19 protein-coding genes are annotated in these 18,843 nt (G+C 33.5%); 10 read left to right on the top strand and 9 right to left on the bottom strand.

Annotated features, from left to right (window positions below):
• The first annotated feature begins 39 nt into the window (after positions 1 to 39).
• The 8 genes from Z053_RS0112730 (at position 40) to fabF (ending at position 8,390) form a co-directional block, all read left to right on the top strand.
• Positions 40 to 1,491, top strand: coding sequence for an oligosaccharide flippase family protein (locus tag Z053_RS0112730; protein ID WP_025665397.1), 1,452 nt, complete (start codon positions 40 to 42; stop codon positions 1,489 to 1,491).
• A 75-nt stretch (positions 1,492 to 1,566) separates the two neighbouring features.
• Positions 1,567 to 2,001, top strand: coding sequence for a dUTP diphosphatase (gene dut / locus Z053_RS0112725; protein ID WP_025665396.1), 435 nt, complete (start codon positions 1,567 to 1,569; stop codon positions 1,999 to 2,001).
• Between the two features lie 34 nt (positions 2,002 to 2,035).
• Positions 2,036 to 3,052: a sugar phosphate nucleotidyltransferase gene (locus tag Z053_RS0112720; protein ID WP_025665395.1), complete on the top strand. Its 1,017-nt coding sequence runs from the start codon at positions 2,036 to 2,038 to the stop codon at positions 3,050 to 3,052.
• 36 nt (positions 3,053 to 3,088) lie between these two features.
• Complete coding sequence (locus Z053_RS0112715; protein WP_035096062.1) at positions 3,089 to 4,462, top strand: tetratricopeptide repeat protein; 1,374 nt, start codon at positions 3,089 to 3,091, stop codon at positions 4,460 to 4,462.
• A gap of 7 nt (positions 4,463 to 4,469) precedes the next feature.
• Complete coding sequence (locus Z053_RS0112710; protein ID WP_035096061.1) at positions 4,470 to 5,243, top strand: DUF4292 domain-containing protein; 774 nt, start codon at positions 4,470 to 4,472, stop codon at positions 5,241 to 5,243.
• Positions 5,240 to 6,469 carry a murein hydrolase activator EnvC family protein gene (locus Z053_RS0112705; protein ID WP_025665392.1) on the top strand — a complete coding sequence of 410 codons (1,230 nt, stop codon included), beginning with the start codon at positions 5,240 to 5,242 and terminating at the stop codon, positions 6,467 to 6,469. Before Z053_RS0112710 ends, Z053_RS0112705 begins: the two co-directional genes overlap by 4 nt.
• Positions 6,470 to 6,542: 73 nt before the next feature.
• Positions 6,543 to 7,091 (top strand): TetR/AcrR family transcriptional regulator, encoded by a 549-nt coding sequence (locus Z053_RS0112700; protein WP_025665391.1) that lies wholly within the window; start codon positions 6,543 to 6,545, stop codon positions 7,089 to 7,091.
• Positions 7,092 to 7,142: 51 nt separating this feature from the next.
• Positions 7,143 to 8,390 carry a beta-ketoacyl-ACP synthase II gene (gene fabF / locus Z053_RS0112695; RefSeq protein ID WP_025665390.1) on the top strand — a complete coding sequence of 416 codons (1,248 nt, stop codon included), beginning with the start codon at positions 7,143 to 7,145 and terminating at the stop codon, positions 8,388 to 8,390.
• Positions 8,391 to 8,421: 31 nt separating this feature from the next.
• On the opposite strand, the gene Z053_RS0112690 is transcribed toward fabF, so the two are convergent.
• Positions 8,422 to 8,931, bottom strand: coding sequence for an acyl-CoA thioesterase (locus tag Z053_RS0112690; RefSeq protein ID WP_025665389.1), 510 nt, complete (start codon positions 8,929 to 8,931; stop codon positions 8,422 to 8,424).
• Positions 8,932 to 9,084: 153 nt separating this feature from the next.
• Positions 9,085 to 10,080: an HU domain-containing protein gene (locus Z053_RS0112685; protein WP_025665388.1), complete on the bottom strand. Its 996-nt coding sequence runs from the start codon at positions 10,078 to 10,080 to the stop codon at positions 9,085 to 9,087.
• Positions 10,081 to 10,227: 147 nt separating this feature from the next.
• Between Z053_RS0112685 and dprA the strand changes: the two genes are divergently transcribed.
• Both dprA and Z053_RS0112675 read left to right on the top strand, forming a co-directional pair.
• On the top strand, positions 10,228 to 11,331 hold the full coding sequence (gene dprA / locus Z053_RS0112680; RefSeq protein ID WP_025665387.1) for a DNA-processing protein DprA: 1,104 nt from the start codon (positions 10,228 to 10,230) through the stop codon (positions 11,329 to 11,331).
• Positions 11,332 to 11,414: 83 nt separating this feature from the next.
• Positions 11,415 to 12,326 carry a tetratricopeptide repeat protein gene (locus Z053_RS0112675; protein ID WP_035096060.1) on the top strand — a complete coding sequence of 304 codons (912 nt, stop codon included), beginning with the start codon at positions 11,415 to 11,417 and terminating at the stop codon, positions 12,324 to 12,326.
• A 16-nt stretch (positions 12,327 to 12,342) separates the two neighbouring features.
• Here the strand turns inward: Z053_RS0112675 and Z053_RS30115 are convergent, their stop codons facing one another.
• From Z053_RS30115 to Z053_RS0112640, 7 genes are all read right to left on the bottom strand, one after another.
• Positions 12,343 to 13,671, bottom strand: coding sequence for a DUF6624 domain-containing protein (locus tag Z053_RS30115; protein ID WP_025665385.1), 1,329 nt, complete (start codon positions 13,669 to 13,671; stop codon positions 12,343 to 12,345).
• An 80-nt stretch (positions 13,672 to 13,751) separates the two neighbouring features.
• Positions 13,752 to 14,108, bottom strand: a complete 357-nt coding sequence (locus Z053_RS0112665; protein WP_025665384.1) for a nuclear transport factor 2 family protein — start codon at positions 14,106 to 14,108, stop codon at positions 13,752 to 13,754.
• On the bottom strand, positions 14,105 to 15,055 hold the full coding sequence (locus Z053_RS0112660) for a sterol desaturase family protein (RefSeq protein ID WP_206539213.1): 951 nt from the start codon (positions 15,053 to 15,055) through the stop codon (positions 14,105 to 14,107). The genes Z053_RS0112665 and Z053_RS0112660 overlap by 4 nt, the downstream gene beginning before the upstream one ends.
• 175 nt (positions 15,056 to 15,230) lie before the next feature.
• Positions 15,231 to 16,100, bottom strand: coding sequence for an AraC family transcriptional regulator (locus Z053_RS0112655; RefSeq protein ID WP_025665382.1), 870 nt, complete (start codon positions 16,098 to 16,100; stop codon positions 15,231 to 15,233).
• A 149-nt stretch (positions 16,101 to 16,249) separates the two neighbouring features.
• Positions 16,250 to 17,104: a LamG domain-containing protein gene (locus tag Z053_RS0112650; protein WP_025665381.1), complete on the bottom strand. Its 855-nt coding sequence runs from the start codon at positions 17,102 to 17,104 to the stop codon at positions 16,250 to 16,252.
• 52 nt (positions 17,105 to 17,156) lie between these two features.
• Entirely contained in the window at positions 17,157 to 17,744 is a 588-nt protein-coding gene (locus tag Z053_RS0112645) for a Crp/Fnr family transcriptional regulator (protein ID WP_025665380.1), read from the bottom strand.
• Between the two features lie 36 nt (positions 17,745 to 17,780).
• On the bottom strand, positions 17,781 to 18,785 hold the full coding sequence (locus Z053_RS0112640; protein WP_025665379.1) for a dienelactone hydrolase family protein: 1,005 nt from the start codon (positions 18,783 to 18,785) through the stop codon (positions 17,781 to 17,783).
• Positions 18,786 to 18,843 lie beyond the last annotated feature (58 nt).

The following is an 18,843-nucleotide window of genomic DNA, read 5'->3' as shown; positions in this document are numbered from 1 at the left end:
AAAAAAATTGTATTTTTACAGCTATAAGTATACCACCAATTGAGCATATTTCAAAAACTCTTTAAGCAAACTTTTATCTATGGGCTGGCAACAGTGCTTCCTCGTATGTTGTCTTTTTTGTTAGTCCCTCTGTATACAGATCTGTTGCCAACAGGAGAATACGGTAAGATTTCTATTATATTTTCGTATTTCGTATTATTCAATGTGATACTGGCTTATGGTATGGAAACCGCTTTTTTTAGATTTTTTAATAAAGAGTCTGATAAAGATGCAGTAGTAAGTACATCTGCAATATCTTTGGTGATCTCATCATTTTGTTTTTTTGTTTTGGCCTTGCTATTTAGAAACCAAATAGCAATACTTACCGATATAAGAGTTGATTACATTACTTTAGTAATTTGGATCCTTTTATTAGACGCTTTAGTAATTATCCCCTTTGCATGGCTAAGAGCAAATGAAAAGCCATTGCGCTATTCATTGATTAAAATTCTAAATGTAATCGTTAACCTGGGGCTGAATGTCTTTCTATTGCTGTACTTAAAGACATTATCAAAAGATTTTTCGATACTAAAGAGTATCACAATAGAGAATTATGAGATCAATTATATCTTCGTTTCTAATTTGATTGCAAGCGGATTAACATTAGTATTATTGATTCCTTTCTATAGTAAGATTAAGTATCGTTTTAACCGAGTGCTTTGGAAAAAAATGATGAACTACGCTTTTCCGATTCTTATAGCGGGAGTTGCATATTCTATTAATGAAACGTTTGATAGAATTTTGTTGGATTACCTGTTGCCAGAAGATGTAGCTGATCATTTGGTAGGCGTATATTCTGCTTGTTATAAACTAGCATTGTTTATGACTTTGTTTGCTACAGCTTTTAGATTAGGAATAGAACCATTTTTCTTTAACTACTCCGAAAATAAGAATGCTCCCGAAACCTATGCTAGAATTACTAAATACTTTGTGGCTTTTGGGGCGGTTATTTTGCTTGGGGTGGTCGTTTTTGTACATTTATTAAAAGGTTTCATCATAAGAGATCAGGCATATTGGGAGGCCGTTAAAATTGTTCCGATAATTTTATTAGCCAATCTCTGCCTTGGGATATATCATAACCTTTCTGTATGGTATAAAATTACCGATAGAACTAAGTTTGGAGCCTATATTTCTGTAATAGGGGCTATAATTACATTAGTATTAAACTTTATTATGATACCAAAATATAGTTACCTTGGATCGGCTATAGCAACACTAGCAGCTTATGGATCTATGATGATGTTATCATGGTATTATGGCAAAAAATATTATCCCATTCCTTATAACCTTAAGAAGATAGGAATGTATCTTTCTATATCCATTACCTTTTCGATTTTATCATTTTATGTTTTTGATAGTAATTATATAATTTCTATCCCATTGTTACTTGGGTTTTTAGTAATTTTGTACGCCTCAGAAAAGAAAGAATTAAAACAAATTTTAAAAAGATAAGTCCGGTTAAAATTTTGACTCTTGCCGCTTATGGCATAGTAGTCTAGCTTTTTTACAGGATAATAGTATGTCAATATGCAGATAAAAATAATTAATCAATCATCTCACGATCTACCTCATTACGAAACTATTGCTTCGGCAGGAATGGATCTAAGAGCACATATAACAGAATCAATAACGCTAAAACCACTAGAGCGTACAATTGTAAAAACCGGATTATTTATAGAGTTACCGGTTGGGTATGAAGCACAAGTGCGTCCACGTAGTGGATTAGCAGCCAAAAAAGGGATTACAGTACTTAATGCACCAGGAACAATAGATGCAGATTACCGGGGAGAGATTGGGGTAATTTTAGTAAATCTGTCGAATGAAGATTTTACTATTCAGAATGGAGAACGAGTGGCCCAAATGGTAATTGCAAAACACGAACGAGCAGAATGGATCGAAGTAACAGAATTATCAGAAACAACTAGAGGAGAAGGAGGATTTGGAAGTACAGGAGTTAAATAGAATAACAATCATCATAAAACCAATTTAAAATCGCATGAAAATTATAGTACCAATGGCAGGAAGAGGATCTAGACTAAGACCTCATACGCTCACAGTTCCTAAACCATTAATTCCGGTTGCCGGAAAACCAATAGTACATCGGTTAGTATCAGATATTGCTAAAGTTTTAGGAGAACCAGTTGAGGAAGTAGCCTTTGTATTGGGTGATCCCGCATTTTTTGGAGATGATGTAGTAGAAAGTTTAACCATTTTAGCAGAAAGCCTAGGAGCAAAAGCATCTATTTATAGACAGGATCAACCCCTGGGAACAGGGCATGCTATTATGTGCGCCAAAGAATCTTTGTCTGGACCCGCAGTAATTGCTTATGCAGATACACTAATTAGAGCAGATTTTAACCTCGATAAAAATGCAGACTCTGTAATTTGGGTAAAGCAAGTAGACCAACCAGAAGCTTATGGCGTCGTAAAACTAAACGATAATAACGAGATTGTAGAATTAGTAGAAAAACCTAAAGAATTTGTGTCCGACCTGGCAGTAATAGGTATATACTATTTTAAAGATGTGGCAGTTCTTAAAAACGAATTGCAGTATGTTCTGGATAATAATATCATTAATGGGGGAGAATACCAGATTAATGATGGAATTAAAAGAATGATGAGTAACGGAAAAGTATTTGTAACCGGAAAGGTAGATGAATGGATGGACTGCGGAAACAAAAATGTTACCGTAGAAACAAATACAAGAATGCTTGGGTTTTTACAGAAAGATGGAGAACATTTGGTTAGTAATGAAGTTACACAAGAAAACTCAACTGTTATAGCCCCATGCTATTTGGGTGAAGGAGTAACATTAAAAAACGCGACTATTGGACCTAATGTTTCTATAGGAAATGGGTGTACAATCGAGAATGCGATAATCAAAAATAGTTTGATTCAGACCAAAACTGTCATAAAAAATGCTAACTTAGACAATGCTATGATTGGAAACAATGCTGTTTATGATGGAAACTTCACTACAGTGAGTATTGGAGACTATTCTGTTTTGGAATAATTTATGATGCAGTATCAGTATTGCAGAACACAGTTTATGATTAACTATTGGAAACATATATGTCTTTTATTTCTATTCTTTTGGAGTGGGAGTACTATGGTTCTATCTCAGGATATAGAGCCTAAACAAGAGATAAATATAGACGATCTAGGAAATGTTTCTGACGAATTTCAAGAGAATTTTTTTGAGGCGCTAAAACAAAAAGCGATTACCAATTACGATAAGGCAATTGAAGCCTTAGAGAAATGTATAAAAATTGACCCTAAACCCGATTTTTTATATTTAGAATTAGGTAAGAATTATTTAGAGCTAAAACGATATCAGGATGCAGAAGATAATTTCGTAAAAGTATTAGATGCTAAGCCCAATAACAGGTTTCTTCTCGAGCTTTTGTTTGAAGTTTATTTTCAACAACGAAAATATCAAGAATCAATAGGAGTAGTAGAAAAGTTAGTTGCATTCAATCCCATGTTCAAGGAACAGTTGGCGAATTTGTATTTTCTAGAAAAACGATATGAAGAAGCATTAATCGCTCTGGATGAATTAGATGATGAATTTGGAGCCGATGATTATCGCAATAGGTTACGAAAAAGGATCTCCTCAAAAATTATTAATCCCAATAGTCAAATTAGTAGACTAGAGCAAAAAATAAAAGAAAAACCTAAGGTAGAGCAGAATTATTTAAACCTGATCTATCTGTATAGTAAGGATAATCAAAAAGAAAAAGCATTTGAAACGGCTAAATTACTATTAAAGAAAAAGCCAAAATCAGAATTCGTACATCTGGCACTGTATAAATTTTATCTTGAAGAAAATAATTTTGAACAAGCTATTAGTTCGATGAAGATTGCTTTAAAAAGTAATAAAATAGATGTCGAATCAAAATATAAAGTGATTAACGATTTTTTACCGTTTCTAGATAAGAATCCTCAATACGAATCTCAATTAACAGATATTGTTTCGTTGCTCTCTAATGGTCAGAATAATGGAAAAGTCTTTACAGAATTAGGCCATTATTACTATAAAAAAGACAAAAAGGAGCAAGCACTCAATTTTTATGAACGAGGAATTAAAAGTAATGCCAATGACTTTGTATTGCTAAAAAGAATATTACTATTACAACTAGATTTAAAGCGATATGAAAAAGTAGAAATAGGAAGCGAATTAGCTTTAGAAATGTATCCTGCACAACCTATTTTCTATTTGGCCAATGGCGTAGCATTAATTCATCTCGAAAAAGCGGCAGAAGCTATCGAGATTCTTACTATAGGTATAGATTACGTAATAGATGACCTAAAGATGGAATCAGACTTTTACCAACAAATAAGTGAGGCATATCGCAACTTGGGAGATACTACAAAAGCTTCAGAATATCAACAAAAAGTAAATCAACTTCAGAAAAAATCATAAGCGGGTAATGAACAGAATATTTTATCTATTGTGCATTGCTATGATGATGCTTAATTCTTGTAAAGGAACCAAAGCGGTAAGTGCGTCGGGAATCAAAAAACTAAATGCAGAAAAAATAATTGCAAATCACTACAATCGATCTTTTAATTTTAAAACACTTAATACTCGTATAAAAGTAAGATACGATGATGGCAAACAATCTTATAGCCCTAATGCTACACTGCGAATAGAAAAAGATAAAACCATTTGGATTAGTGTAAAGATGTTGGGTATTACGTTGGCAAAGGCGCTAATAACACCAGAAAAAGTAAGCTACTACGAGAAAATTAACAACACCTATTTTGAAGGAGATTTTAAATTGCTAAGCGATTGGCTGGGCACAGATCTGGATTATAATAAAGTACAGCAGATGCTTTTAGGACAAGCATTGTTTAACTTAAGAAACGATAAATATAAATCTTCAATAACAGGAAAAGGGTATCAATTACGACCTAAGACAGAATTAGCACTTTTTGAACGTTTGTTTTTAATACATCCCGATACCTTCAAAATGTACTCGCAACGATTAAAACAACCTATCGAAAATAGAGATCTAACGATTAATTATAAAAGCTATCAAAAAATAGGAAATCAGGATTTTCCGAAAGAAATCTATATTGAAGCGTTGCAGGAAAAAGAAAAAACCATGATTGAGATAGATTATAAAACGGTAGATTACAATGCTAAGGTGAGTTTTCCGTTTAAAATACCATCAGGGTATAAGCAAGTCACTATTCAATGAGGTTTTTAAAGATTATATATTTCGTAGGTTTATTATTGGTTTGTAGTCCATCTTTTTCTCAAAGTAGCAAACAACAACAGCTCGAAGAAGAGCGCCAACGACTTAGAGAAGAGATTGAACAAATGAAAGAGCTACGTGCTAATAACAAACGTAAAGAGCGTTCTGTTCTTTATGAAGTAGAAACGATTAACTCACAGATAGGAACACGTAAAAACCTAATAAAAATTACGAATCAACAGGCTAATTTATTGACTCGGGAGATCAATACGAATTTTAAAAAAATAGAGGCGTATCGTAAGGAACTTACAGCACTTAAAAAGGATTATGCTAAGATGATTTCAAAATCTTATAAGAGTAAATCCCATCAAAGTAGAATTATGTTTTTACTTTCTTCTTCAGATTTTTCTCAAGCCTATAAGCGATTACAATATATGAAACAGTATAATGAACATCGCAAAGAACAGGCAGATCGAATAGAAAACAACACAAGAGAACTTCAAACTTTAAATACAGATCTGTCGAGACAAAAAAAAGAAAAGCAAGTACTAATCGAGGAGAATCGCGAAGAACAAAATAAGCTTAAAGCAGAAAAAAAGGAGCAGCAAATTTTGATGACTTCTATTCGCAAAAAACAAGGTACCTACACAAAGCAAATCAAAGAAAAAGAACAACAAGCTAGTGCTATTGATAAAGCGATTGAGAAGTTAATTAGAGAAGCAATTGCTAGAGCTAATAAAAAAGCAGGTAAAAAAGTAACCAAAAAGGGGTCTGCAACCACATTTGCACTTACTGCAGAGGCCAAAATATTAGCTGATAATTTTACATCTAATAAAGGAAAATTACCTTGGCCTGTAGGAACAGGAAGAATAACAAAGAAATTTGGGCGTCAGCCTCATCCTACGCTCCCTAATATACAAATTAATAGTAGTGGGGTAGAAATTGAAACGAGGTCGGGAGAACCTGCGAGAGCCATTTTTGAAGGAGAAGTAATCGCCATACAAAAACTTAAAGGAGCGAGTCGTTTGATACAAATACGACATGGTAATTATATCACTACCTACTATAATATTGAGAATATTAGTGTTAAAGAAGGGCAGAAAGTATCAACAAAACAAGCAATAGGTGAGGTGCGCACTAACCCAACAACTGGTAGAGCGATTATGAAATTCTTAATCTACCAAAATGCAAAACGATTAAACCCTCAAAGTTGGATTTATAAGATGTGATTAAGTAGGTAGAAACTATTTTTATATCTTTATTCCTTGTATTCTTACTTACTAGTAAGTATATTTGAAAACTATGTCTGATAAGAAAATAGAAATAATGGATCTGGCAGAAAAACTAATTAGAACTAAAGGATATAATGCCTTTAGTTATAAGGATATATCTGTGCCATTACAAATAAAGAATGCTGCGGTGCATTATCATTTTCCAAAAAAATCTGATCTGGGAGAAGAAATTATTCTTAGAACAAGAAATGAATTTCAGAAAAAACACATAGAATGGGAACAATGTTTACCAAAAGAAAAGCTAAATAATTTTATTGCTCTTTATGAGAAAAACCAATCTCTTAACTTGGTTTGTTTGGTAGGAGCATTGGGTTCTTCTTATGAATCTTTACCAGAAAATATGCAGAATTCACTAACAAAGATGAGTGAGGAAATTCGTAGCTGGATGCAGATGGTCCTTAAAGAAGGTCTTAAAAACAAAGAATTTAATTTTATGGAGACGGCCGAGGAAAAAACTGATGTTGTTATAGCAGCTTTACTTTCATCGCTGATCCTTGATAAAGTTATCCAGAAAAATATTTTAAAATCTGTTAAGGCTTCAATATTGAAGAGTATATAATTTTTTTTAACCATTTAAACTTACTTATTAGTAAGTATAATTTATGTTAATATGAAAGAAAAAAGAGTTGTAATTACTGGTTTAGGCGCTATAACCCCTCTTGGAAATTCGGTAGAAGAATTTTGGGATAATGCAATTAATGCTAAAAGTGGAGCTGTAAGAATTTCAAAATTCGATCCGTCTTTATTTAAAACTCAGTTTGCTTGTGAGGTGAAAGAATTTGATCCACAAAAATACTTGGAACGAAATGAAATTAGAAAAAGTGACTTATTTACTCAATACGCATTATACGCAGCAACAGAGGCGTTTGAAGATTCAAAAATTGATGTAAACTCAATATCTCCTTTCGATATTGGAGTGATCTGGGGTACTGGACAAGGAGGTATGAATACTTTTGAAAAAGAAGTAAGAGGATATATTGAGAATAGTAATACTCCTCGATTTAATCCATTTTTTGTACCTAAACTCATATCGAATATGGCTTCGGGGATGATTTCTATGAAATTTAAACTAATGGGGATTAATTATACTACAGTTTCTGCTTGCGCTACTTCAAACTCAGCCATAATGGATGCTTATAACTATATAAAATTTGGGAAGGCAAAAGTATTTATAACTGGTGGGTCTGAGGCTCCAATTACAGAGGCTTCGATAGGTGGATTTAATGCAATGAGAGCAATGTCTACCAGAAATGATAACCCAAGCGAGGCTTCAAGGCCTTTTGATAGCGAGAGAGATGGTTTCGTAATGGGAGAAGGAGCAGGAGCACTGGTTATAGAAGATCTTGATCATGCTAAAAAAAGAGGAGCTAAAATTTATGCCGAAATCATAGGTGCTTCGATGACTGCAGATGCATATCACATGACAGCAACACATCCAGAGGGACTTGGAGCGGCAAAAGCTATAGAGCTTGCTTTGCATGAAGCAAAAATTAATCCTGAAGAAGTTGATTATTTAAATACGCATGCTACCTCAACCCCAGTTGGAGATTTAAGTGAAATCAAAGCAATCACAAAAATTTACGGAAATGCACCCGAAAACCTTAAAATTAGTGCGACCAAATCTATGACAGGCCATTTACTTGGTGCCGCTGGTGCAATCGAGAGTATATTATGTGTTAAAGCTATTAATGAGGGGATTGTTCCACCAACCATTAATACGAATACTATTGCTAAGGAAATTCCTGGAAACCTAAATATTATTACAAAAGAAGCTATAACAGGAACTATCAATATTGCTATGAACAACACATTTGGTTTCGGAGGTCATAATGCAATCGCAATATTTAAAAAGATCTGATATTCTTTAACAAGAAATAATCATGAGCAATCTATACAAACAATGCTTTTAACTCTGTAGCATCACTAGGATTCATTTTTCCTGCCAAAACCAAGCTCAATTGCTTACGACGTAAAGCCGCATCATACCGTTGTTTTTCGAGTGCTGTTTCTGGTTTTATTGAAGGGACAGCTACGGGGCTTCCACTTTCGTTTACAGCAACAAAGGTATAGATAGCTTCATTAGCTTTAGTTTTATCTCCACTCTGGCGATCTTCTACCCACACATCTATATACACCTCCATAGACGATCTAAAGGCTCTAGAAACTTTTGCTTCGACAGTTACAACACTACCCAGTGGGATAGCCTTATTAAAAGCAACATGATTTACAGAAGCAGTAACTACAATTCGTCTAGAATGCCTACCTGCTGCAATTCCTGCTGCACGATCCATACGAGCTAAAAGTTCTCCTCCAAATAAGTTATTTAAAGGGTTGGTTTCTCCTGTTAGTACCAAATCGGTTAAAGTAGTAAGAGATTCTGAAGGATGTCTGGATTCCATGCAATTTTAAATTTTTGCAAAGATATGCGGTAATACCATAATGAGAAAATAACAACAGGTATAATTTATGAGTATTTAAACTTCATATTACAGTATTCTGCTGTGGTGACAACAAAGCACTTATAATAAATTAATCGTAGTATGATTTTTAGATTACTTTTTAATCAATAACCAGGCTTTAGAACTCTGTTCTTTTTTAATTCTGGCTAGTGCTTGTACCGCTTCAGAACGGTTTTCATAACTTTCGTATGCTACCTGGTGTAAACCATATCTGTTTACTCCAATAAGATGCGCATTAAACCCTTGCGCTTTAAGTTTTTGTACTTTACTATCTGCATTAGATGCAATTCTAAAAGCACCGGCTACAATATGAAAACTTCCTGATACAGTATTAGATATTTCAGGAGTTGTAGTAGTGTTTTCTTTGCCTTTTATAATATTAAGATTGATAGCAGGGAGTGGGTTAGAAATTTCAAAAGTAGCCTCTTGTATCCTGTTTTCAATTTCCTGATTAGCTTTTTGCCATTCCTTATTATTATAACTTACATTGGTATCACTAACTTGTTTCAAACCAAAAAAACCACCAACCCCCAATAGGATTGCTGCAACAGCTGCATATTGTAAATAAGGGCGTTCACTACGTTTTTCTGGTGTAAACGTAAGCGGAATTACTTTTTCGATAGCTTCTACATCCTCTTTATATACTTCACGCTTGATTTCAATATTCCTTTTAATTAGAGGAGATGCAAACGAATGTAACCCAAAAGCTTCTGTAAGATAGTTTACCTCCTGTAAAGGTTCAAATTGTAAGGTGCTTTCTACCGAAGTATAGAACGAACCAATTTTCTCTAATTCTATACGTTGTCCGTTTGCCATCTTTTCATTAAGAGATAAAACATAACGTTGTATTTTGGCAACAGCATCTGTATATGAGATGTTTTCTGCAGAAGCAATATAATTCGCTAACAAGCCATCATTGTTTTTTAATTGGCTATTAAAAGAAATTAATTTTTGAGGAGGATAAAATGTATTAGTTCCATCTTGTATTGTAGCTGGTTGACGCCTGGTCAAAAATGCACCAAAACCTGGTAGAATTATGCATTCATATCTATATAATAGTTCGCTTATGTAGTTAGCTGTGTTATTCATTACCCCTTCTAAAAATGTGCTTTCTTTGTTAGTGAAAATTAATTATCCCAAAGGTATAAAAAAATGAAGGTCATTTAAACTCTAGCCACTGAATTTATCAACAGTTTCGTTTTTTTTTGTTTCTTGCACTGACTTACAAATTATTACATGAACATCGAAAAACTTCTCGCTTTACTTACCCTTAAAAAAGTAACCAATCTCGGGGATAGTTCTATCAAAAAATTAATACGCGAAGTCGGTGATGCAGAGGGAGTACTTACCGAAAAAACAAACAACCTGCTCAAAATTGATGGAATAGGAAAAATGAAAATCAAAGATTTGCATAATCCAGAATATCGACGAATTGCAGAAAACGAACTACAATTTATACAGGAGAATAATATCAATTGTCTGGTATATGATCAACAAGGTTATCCAGAAAGGCTGAAACATTGTATTGATGGTCCTGTAGTATTATTTAGTTCTGGGAATATTGATCTTGAGCACAAAAAGATTCTGAGTATTGTGGGGACACGACAGGTAACTCGCTATGGAGTACGGTTTTGTGAGGAATTGATAGAAACTCTCGCTCCCGTAAATCCTGTTATCGTGTCGGGTTTTGCTTATGGTGTAGATATCACAGCGCAGCGAGCAGCGGTTAAACATAATCTACAAACTATAGGTTGTTTGGCTCATGGATTAAATCAAATTTATCCTAAAGCGCATAAGAGGTATGTTCCACAGATCGAGGAAAACGGCGGGTTTTTCACAGATTTCTGGAGCACAGATACTTTTGATCGCAAAAATTTTCTGGGTCGTAATCGAATTATAGCAGGACTTAGTGAAGCAACTGTAGTAATCGAGAGTGCCGATAAAGGAGGTTCTTTGGTAACTGCCGATATTGCTAATTCTTATAATCGGGATGTATTTGCAGTTCCTGGTAGAGCACATGATCCTTTAAGCAAAGGATGTAATATGTTGATAAAGACCCAGCGCGCCCATATGCTTACCAGTGCTGCTGATCTAATGTATATGCTTAATTGGAAACTTGATGAGAATGAACAACCTGCTGTACAGAAAAAACTATTTGTAGAGTTAGATGAACAAGAAAAGAAAATCTATAATTTTTTAACCGATAACGGAAAGGAGTTATTAGACGTTATAGCTTTACAATGCCAAATTCCTACATTTAAAACAGCTTCTGTTTTGCTTAATATGGAACTTAAAGGAGTTATAAAACCACTACCAGGAAAATTGTTTGAAGCAGTTTAATCGTTTTCTTAATTAAGAACTCGCTCTTTTTTTGCCTTATATTTGAAAGGAAATAGAGAATTTTTTGATTTCAAAAAACACAAATGAAATTACTATCGATATCCATAGTGATACTATGTTTTTTTGCTCGTTGTACTACTAAAGTAAATAATACCATGACAGATTATCAAAAGGCTAAGAAAATTCGAGAAAAAATCGATAGAGGAGATCTAATAATTGGTTTATTAGATACCAAAGAAGTTGATGTAATGATTGATTTATATACTAAATCAGGAAATTTGGGAAATCCTGAAGGATGGTATGAATTGGGCATGGTTTATTATGTAGGCATTGGTGTTGAGCAAGATGCAGAGAAAGCAGTAACATATTTTCAATTAGCGGCCGAGTCAGGATACGGCATCGATGCATGGATAAAATATGTAAGAATAGCTTATTTTGCTAACCTCATTTCTATACCTGCTAATGATATTATTGGTTTAGTCGAAAAACTAGAAAAAGAGGACTCTAGCGGAGAATTATATTTGCTAAAAGGTTATATGTTATATCAAGGATATGCCTATCAAGAAGATTTGGAAGCTTCTTTATTAGCGCATCAGAAATCAGCCAATAAAGGAAATTCTGATGCTATGTTCGAATTGTGTATTTATTATACCCAGGGGATAGGAACAGAACAAGATCTACAAAAAGCGTTAAGTTGGTGTGTTAAAGCTGCAGAAAACAATAACACCAGAGCAATCTATAATCTGGGAACATACTATGCTACAGGATATGAAACCATACCTAAGGACACCAATATGGCAGTAAAATATTATACCAAAGCTGCTAATCTAGGTCATGGTAAAGCAGCAGGGCAATTGGCTGCAATGTATATTATGGGAGAGGAAGTTGATAAAAATGAAGAAAAAGCCAAGATATTTTATAAATTAGCTTTTGAAAATGATTTTGATGTCGATATTTTCTTTGATAGTTTAGATCTTGAAGAAATTGATATTTGAGAGTTAAAAATAGTAATTATTGACTTTTCTGAAGGAGTTCTGTAATTTCTAACCATTCCTTTTTTTGATGCCATGAAACAAATTCTGATTGTTTGGGTATTTGAAATCTACCTTCCCATTTTCGCCAGATAAGAACTTTTAGGATTTTTTTACAAATTCGTTTAGAACGTTCATTCTCGAACGGAGCAAGATACAATGACGCCTGATAAAGTTGTTCATTACTAAGTTCACCGTAAAATGATATAGCGTTTGCAATATGTGTATTTGCCGAATCAATGTTTTTCTGACCTATAAATTTTTCAAATGTTTCAAAATTTTGTTGCGCTTTTTGATGTGAGGCTGCTAATGCTATCTTAGCTTCTTCTACGCTAGGTTTTTGGTATTTGATCCCATGAAAATAAGCATATACTTCTATTGGCTCAAGAAGCCCTAATGCAACTCTTCTTCTATCTACGTTGGCAGGGTCTTTAATAGGATAAGGAGCACCTTGTGCCATACTTGCTCCATAGATTTGTTTTTGCCAGGTATCTCGAGCTATTCTATCATTAAGTTCTGCATAATGATTGGGATCCATATCTCCTTTCTTCATTGCTTTTTCAATTAGAGATAGACATTTTTGTTTAAAAAAAACATCGGGATAATGTTGTGGTATTGCCCAACTTATTTTTGCTCCATCTTCTCCAACAAGTTTATTGCCGGGCCAACCATGAATATCGATTATACTATCGAGTTTATTTTTGTTTATTTCCCATCGTTCTTCTACGGGTTTAAAGAGTAATAGGTGTTCTTCTGTAGAAGCATTGCTGTCTAAAGCTTTTGTGTTTTCTTCATATTGAGATAATGCAAGTTGATCCTGCGCCCACATTTCTTCTAATTCTTTTAATAGCTCTGGATTTTTAATTGTCCCTATATACGTTCTTCTGTTATTACTTATGGTATGTAATAGCTTATTCCATCTTAAATCGTTTCTTAGATTAGATAAATCGGGATAGGTTGCTGTTAATACAGAATCTCTAAGTCCCGCTTGTATAGCTTTATCTAATGATAAAAACGCTTCGTCATTTTTGTTTTTGGGAGCATAAACAGCTGCTGCCATAAAATAGATCTCCCAATTTTTCTTGGGCATAAGTTCTGCGGCCTCATATAGTTGATTGGCTGCTTCAATGCTTTGATTATCGTTTAAGGTTCTATATGCATTTATTAAACTACTTACCCATTTTGGATTTTGATCGTTGGTAGTGTATTCTTTCTCACTAACTTTTTCGGTTTCTTTTTTAGAAGTAGTACAACCAAAAATTAGGATCAAAAAACATATATATACTGCAGATAGTGAACTATTTTTCATACTATTTATTTAAATGATGATCACAAAGAAAGGTAATGGTCATTTAAAAAAATAGAATAGAATTTGCCTTTTAGATAAGTTTAATGATAAAAAAACTGCTCTTTTACGATTTTTCCGTCACTCACTTCATATACAATGATCTCGTCGATTACTACATTATCATTATTTACCATGATTACATCTGTGATCATTCGTATACTAAAATGGTTTTTACTCACCAATGGATCCGAAACCTCAAAATGATTCCATTTTTTTATATACAAAAGAAAACGCTTTTCTTTTTGAATCATAGCTTCTAAACCTACTACTGATTTTTCCTTAAACTTATTAGGTTCTTGATTGATTGCATCTGTAGCAAATAATTGTTGCTGAGTCTCCAAAAATTTTTTCTCCCGTAGTAATTCTACTAGCTTGTTAGCTATTGTTATAGTCGTCATGTATTGTTTTTATGGTTTTTAAAATAAGAAGGACGCCAGATAAGACTGCCAAAGATGATCTTAAATCGATCACTCCAGGTTCTGCATTGCTTTACATCTCTCCATATATTTTTGTATTCGATAAAATTGATAGTGATAGGATTATTAGAGTTTATATTTTTGGTTAATCCATAGATCACTTTTTCTTCTTCTCTCTGAAAAGTGCCAAATAGTTTATCCCATAGTATTAGTACTCCACCATAATTTTTGTCGAGGTATTTTTGATTAGAACCATGATGTACTCTATGCACAGATGGGGTATTAAATATTTCATCCAGCCAACCCAGTTTGATAATTCTTTCGGTATGTATCCATGTTTGGTATTGTGCAACAAAAATTAGTGAAACTATGGCTTGAAAAGGATTAAAACCCATTAATATCATCGGTATAAGAAAAACCCACTCGATTGCACTTTCTATAATGCTTAATCGCATGGATACAGTTAAGTTATAATCTTCAGAAGAATGATGAACACTATGGTTGGCCCATAAAATACGATGTTCATGTTCTAACCTGTGCATCCAATAATAGGTAAAATCAGCAACCAGAAGGCTTATAACCCAAGTCCAGCCATTCATAGTAATCTCAAATGGCGATAGATGATAAAAGGGTAGGAGACAAATGATCCCGATAGCTCCAAATGCCGTTTTTTCTAATAATTGTCCGAGAAAAAATATAATAATATTGGCTCCAGTATCTTTCCATCTTCGTTCTTTGCTGGTGAAAAAATCTAAGCAAATTTCAAAAAAGATAAGGGCAATATTGATGATAAAGAAATACCCTACATAGTCTAGTATTTCTGAAGTCTGGAAAAGTAAAGTAATTTCTTCTATAGTCATTTTTGCTGTTGGTTTTCTGGTAAGAAGTATAAAAACCAAAGGAACCACAACAGGCTTAATAACCCCCAAATGGAACCTCGACCATGGTAATAATCGATAACATCTGAGAAGGTATAGAAACCAATACACCCTAAAACTCCTAAGTACCAGTATTTTTGAAACGTAAAGTTCTTCATGCTTTTTACTTATAAAACAAAAGTAATAGCAATGCTAAAGAGCTTGTTTGTTAATTTTGGACAATATGTTACTTGATAGGAATATAAATCTCGGTAAGTAATTCGTCTTGGGGAGTATCTGCTTCATCATTAAGAAAAAACTCTAGGGTAGGTTTATCTACTAATTCTAATTGTATGTCTGTCATCCAATGCGAATAAATATAATCATAGGTCACTATAGAGTCTTCATAACTGCCTTTATGAAGAAATTTAGCATATTTTTGAGGCGCTATTGTTTTGGTTCTAAACAATCCTTCTACTTCAAATTTTAATGGAGATTCTATAACAATACCTGCATTATATCTGCAATGTACACTATCGGTAATATCATTATCATCTAATATCTCTGCCATACATATGGTATCACTATCAAATACATTATTTTTTGATGCATACATTATAAGTTGTTTCCAGGTCTCTTTAATACCATCAATATCTTCAAATGTTCCTTGATAGGTAAGGTATAGAAAATCGAAACTGGGTAATTCTTCAATTTCAAAAGTAATAGGGGATTGTTGATTTACTTTTTGTGGTTCTATTGTTTTTTGAAATAATTGCCGTTTAAGCTTCTGAGTTTCTCTAAATTGAGAGGGAGAACAATTAAATTGATTTTTAAATGCTTTACTAAAAGCTGCGATATCACTATACCCAAGAAAAAAAGCGATATCAGAAATAGTGGCGTCAGAATATTTAATGTATTGTGCTGCTTTTTCTAGCTTAATTCTTTTAATGTACTTTCCGATGGTTTCATGATGTAGTGCAAGAAATATTCGATTGATGTTTCGATAGGAGTAATACGAGACCTCTTCTATATCATTGATAGTGATATCTTCTTTAAATTTTTTATCCAAAAAATCTAACAAAGATTTATACCTTTCTAGTTGCGTAGGATTACTCATATACAAACATATATATACTTTAATAAGGTTACCTTGTTATTTTTGGACAATTTCTCACACGAAAATGAAAATATAGACTCCACAGAGATACTGTAACAAGCACAGCACAAGCCTGTGAGATCTAATAAAATCAAATCGTAATCTAATTGTTATTTTGTTGCATGTATTTTTATTTCATCTTTATTAAGAACTCTAGAAAAGACCTGTAGTTCGTCTATTGCCCCTACAAAAGGTAATTCCTGATGCGGTATAGCACCATGAAGTGTCGAACCTATAACAGATGCGTTATTGGCTTGCATAGTACTGGGGCTCCATTTATTCTTATAAGTACCATCCATCTGTACACCATCAACAAATATTTTGATGTTATCTTTAGAAAGTGTATCTCCTTTGGTTCCAGACCATACAGCGACCACACTATGCCAACCATCTGCCTTAACCGTTCCTTCTAATGTAGTAAAAGCATTTCCTTGCGTGTCTGCAAACTTAAACTTATTTGATTTTGTAATCCAAAGGACAAACTTATCATTACACGCCAAAATATGTTGATGTAAATTTAGAGTAGAAACCTTCATCCAGACTGCTACTGTAATGGGGCCATCAAGATCAAAACTTGTATGATCGCGAAGAGCTACTATATCGGCAAGAGTAGAAAATTTACGAGCTTTGCCAGAGAGTCCCAATGTGTCTAGGTTTCTCAAAGTTTTACCATGATTTTCAAAAGGACCAAAATCTTTCAACAATCCATCACTGGTATACGTCTCAAAATCATAAGATGCCACTAGAGCATTGGCAGAGATTCCTTTCGAACCCGTTCGATTCTGGTCCGAAACTCCGGTGTATCGATGCTGCCCCATAGTGATAGAGGGAAACAGTAAAAAACTACCTATAAAAAATAGCAATAATAGACTAACCTTTTTCACGACAATACTTTTTTTAATCATAATTACAGATTTTTGCTGGGTTGTTGTTATGAGATCTGGTATATACTGTATTCGTTTCATCTTTGCTATTTTACAAATGGTCGTCGCTACAAATCATCATTTTTCATTTGATTTATATCAAATTTTTAATATGTTGTTTTCGTATTCTGCTCAATGTTTCGAGTGTAATCCCGATGTAAGAAGCGATATGTGTTAATGAAACTCTTTGGGTAATAGTGGGGTATGCAGATAAAATGTTTTGGTATTTTTGTTCTGCAGATTGAAATTGCATAGCTACAATTCTAGCTTGTAATTTTAGCATGGTTCTGGTAGCGACTCTGTTCGTTAATCGTTCAAAATCATGATACTTATCCGACAATTTCATTATATAATCTCTAGATATGACCAGTAGTGTAGTTTCTTCTAATACTTCGATAAAATGTGGACTTGGTATATTTTGAAAAAAACTATTTATAGCGCAGATAAAATCATTTTCAAATGCAAACCAATCGGTAATATCTTTTCCGTTATTTAAGTAGAAAGCTCTGGAGCATCCTTTAACAATGAAATAAGCCTTATCAGAATATTGCCCTTCTTTAACTAATATTTCTCCTTTTTCTAATACTAATACTTTAGAATATTTAGAGAACTCCAATTTGCATTCATCATTTAAAAAAGCATACTTCTCACAAATTATGTTTATGATTTCTTCCTTGTTCATTAAAAAGGTTTTGTCGCCATTGCTAGTATACGTTTTTTATTCTGTTTTATCAACCCAATTTAGAAAATCCAGGAAAACATCATTCCAATGTTCTTCAAACTTTCCGTTTTCTATTTCTTTTCCAAATCCGTGATCTAAATCGGGATACACTTTAAAAGTAAGGTTGTCTTTTTGCTGCCTTATAAATTCGATTGGTATTAAGTAAGCCGATTCTAAAGCGACAGCTTGGTCTTTTGTCCCGATGGCAGCATATATCGGTTTGTTAATTTGTAATAAATTTTCAACGGGCGGTTCAGAAAAATGACTCCATCGTTTATAACTATTATCATCTCCTTGCCAAAATTTATCGGTTGCATTGGGGTTAGACATGATATTTCTTAAGTCGTTAAATAAGGAATCTATTTTTACTTGAGCTTGCTGCTCTGTCAAATTTCCTTTATCCACATCTTTTCTAATAAAAGTTACAAAATCAATAAATTGTGTATTTCCTCCACCAGACCAATATCCGAAATGCGTTATTTTTTTATTTATGGTTCCGAGTTTTGCGGCAACATCACTCCCTTCAGAATGTCCGAGTACGATTATTTTATCAATTTGTTCGTTGTATTTATCATATAAGTCGTTAATCACTACATCTGCTTGATTTGCTCTATAGGTAAGAGTTTGATTTTCAAAGTATGATTTGGGAACAGGAAAAGGTTTGTCTTTTTCGGTTACAAACGGAAATCCTTTACGCGAGATCACCACAAATAAATAATGATCCGGGATTGTGGCAAAATCAAAGGGCACAGTTGTTCTAATAGACATACTTCCTTCTCTTTTTTGTATTTGATACAAGGACTTTGCCCTTGAGCCCTGAAGATATATAAACAAAGTATTGATAGAATCAATGTTTTGTTTACTGTATGTATGGTAGTTTATAGTATCATTTTCTGTTATTACCGAATGATGCTTGTAGCTGTTTAGTATATTATTTTTTTGTGCAAATACTATCAAATTACTTGTTAATAGTAGTATAGTCAATAATAGGTTCTGTCTCATTCTCTATAGTAATTTCTGTTAAAAATGTATCCCAATGATTACTATAGGTATGGTAGCA

This window comes from Aquimarina megaterium XH134, from assembly GCF_000520975.1.
GTDB lineage: Bacteria > Bacteroidota > Bacteroidia > Flavobacteriales > Flavobacteriaceae > Aquimarina > Aquimarina megaterium.
The sequence above is the reverse complement of the archived record's forward strand: the minus strand, read 5'-3'. Positions and strand labels throughout refer to the sequence as shown.

Coding starts and splice junctions, on each gene's coding strand:
- Z053_RS30115 (WP_025665385.1), bottom strand. CDS start 13,671: ATGAAAAATAGTTCACTATCTGCAGTATATATATGTTTTTTGATCCTA.
- dprA (WP_025665387.1), top strand. CDS start 10,228: ATGAACATCGAAAAACTTCTCGCTTTACTTACCCTTAAAAAAGTAACC.
- fabF (WP_025665390.1), top strand. CDS start 7,143: ATGAAAGAAAAAAGAGTTGTAATTACTGGTTTAGGCGCTATAACCCCT.
- Z053_RS0112710 (WP_035096061.1), top strand. CDS start 4,470: ATGAACAGAATATTTTATCTATTGTGCATTGCTATGATGATGCTTAAT.
- Z053_RS0112700 (WP_025665391.1), top strand. CDS start 6,543: ATGTCTGATAAGAAAATAGAAATAATGGATCTGGCAGAAAAACTAATT.
- Z053_RS0112640 (WP_025665379.1), bottom strand. CDS start 18,785: ATGAGACAGAACCTATTATTGACTATACTACTATTAACAAGTAATTTG.
- Z053_RS0112685 (WP_025665388.1), bottom strand. CDS start 10,080: ATGAATAACACAGCTAACTACATAAGCGAACTATTATATAGATATGAA.
- Z053_RS0112715 (WP_035096062.1), top strand. CDS start 3,089: ATGATTAACTATTGGAAACATATATGTCTTTTATTTCTATTCTTTTGG.
- Z053_RS0112705 (WP_025665392.1), top strand. CDS start 5,240: ATGAGGTTTTTAAAGATTATATATTTCGTAGGTTTATTATTGGTTTGT.
- Z053_RS0112655 (WP_025665382.1), bottom strand. CDS start 16,100: ATGAGTAATCCTACGCAACTAGAAAGGTATAAATCTTTGTTAGATTTT.
- Z053_RS0112665 (WP_025665384.1), bottom strand. CDS start 14,108: ATGACGACTATAACAATAGCTAACAAGCTAGTAGAATTACTACGGGAG.
- Z053_RS0112645 (WP_025665380.1), bottom strand. CDS start 17,744: ATGAACAAGGAAGAAATCATAAACATAATTTGTGAGAAGTATGCTTTT.
- Z053_RS0112675 (WP_035096060.1), top strand. CDS start 11,415: ATGAAATTACTATCGATATCCATAGTGATACTATGTTTTTTTGCTCGT.
- dut (WP_025665396.1), top strand. CDS start 1,567: ATGCAGATAAAAATAATTAATCAATCATCTCACGATCTACCTCATTAC.
- Z053_RS0112650 (WP_025665381.1), bottom strand. CDS start 17,104: ATGAAACGAATACAGTATATACCAGATCTCATAACAACAACCCAGCAA.
- Z053_RS0112690 (WP_025665389.1), bottom strand. CDS start 8,931: ATGGAATCCAGACATCCTTCAGAATCTCTTACTACTTTAACCGATTTG.
- Z053_RS0112720 (WP_025665395.1), top strand. CDS start 2,036: ATGAAAATTATAGTACCAATGGCAGGAAGAGGATCTAGACTAAGACCT.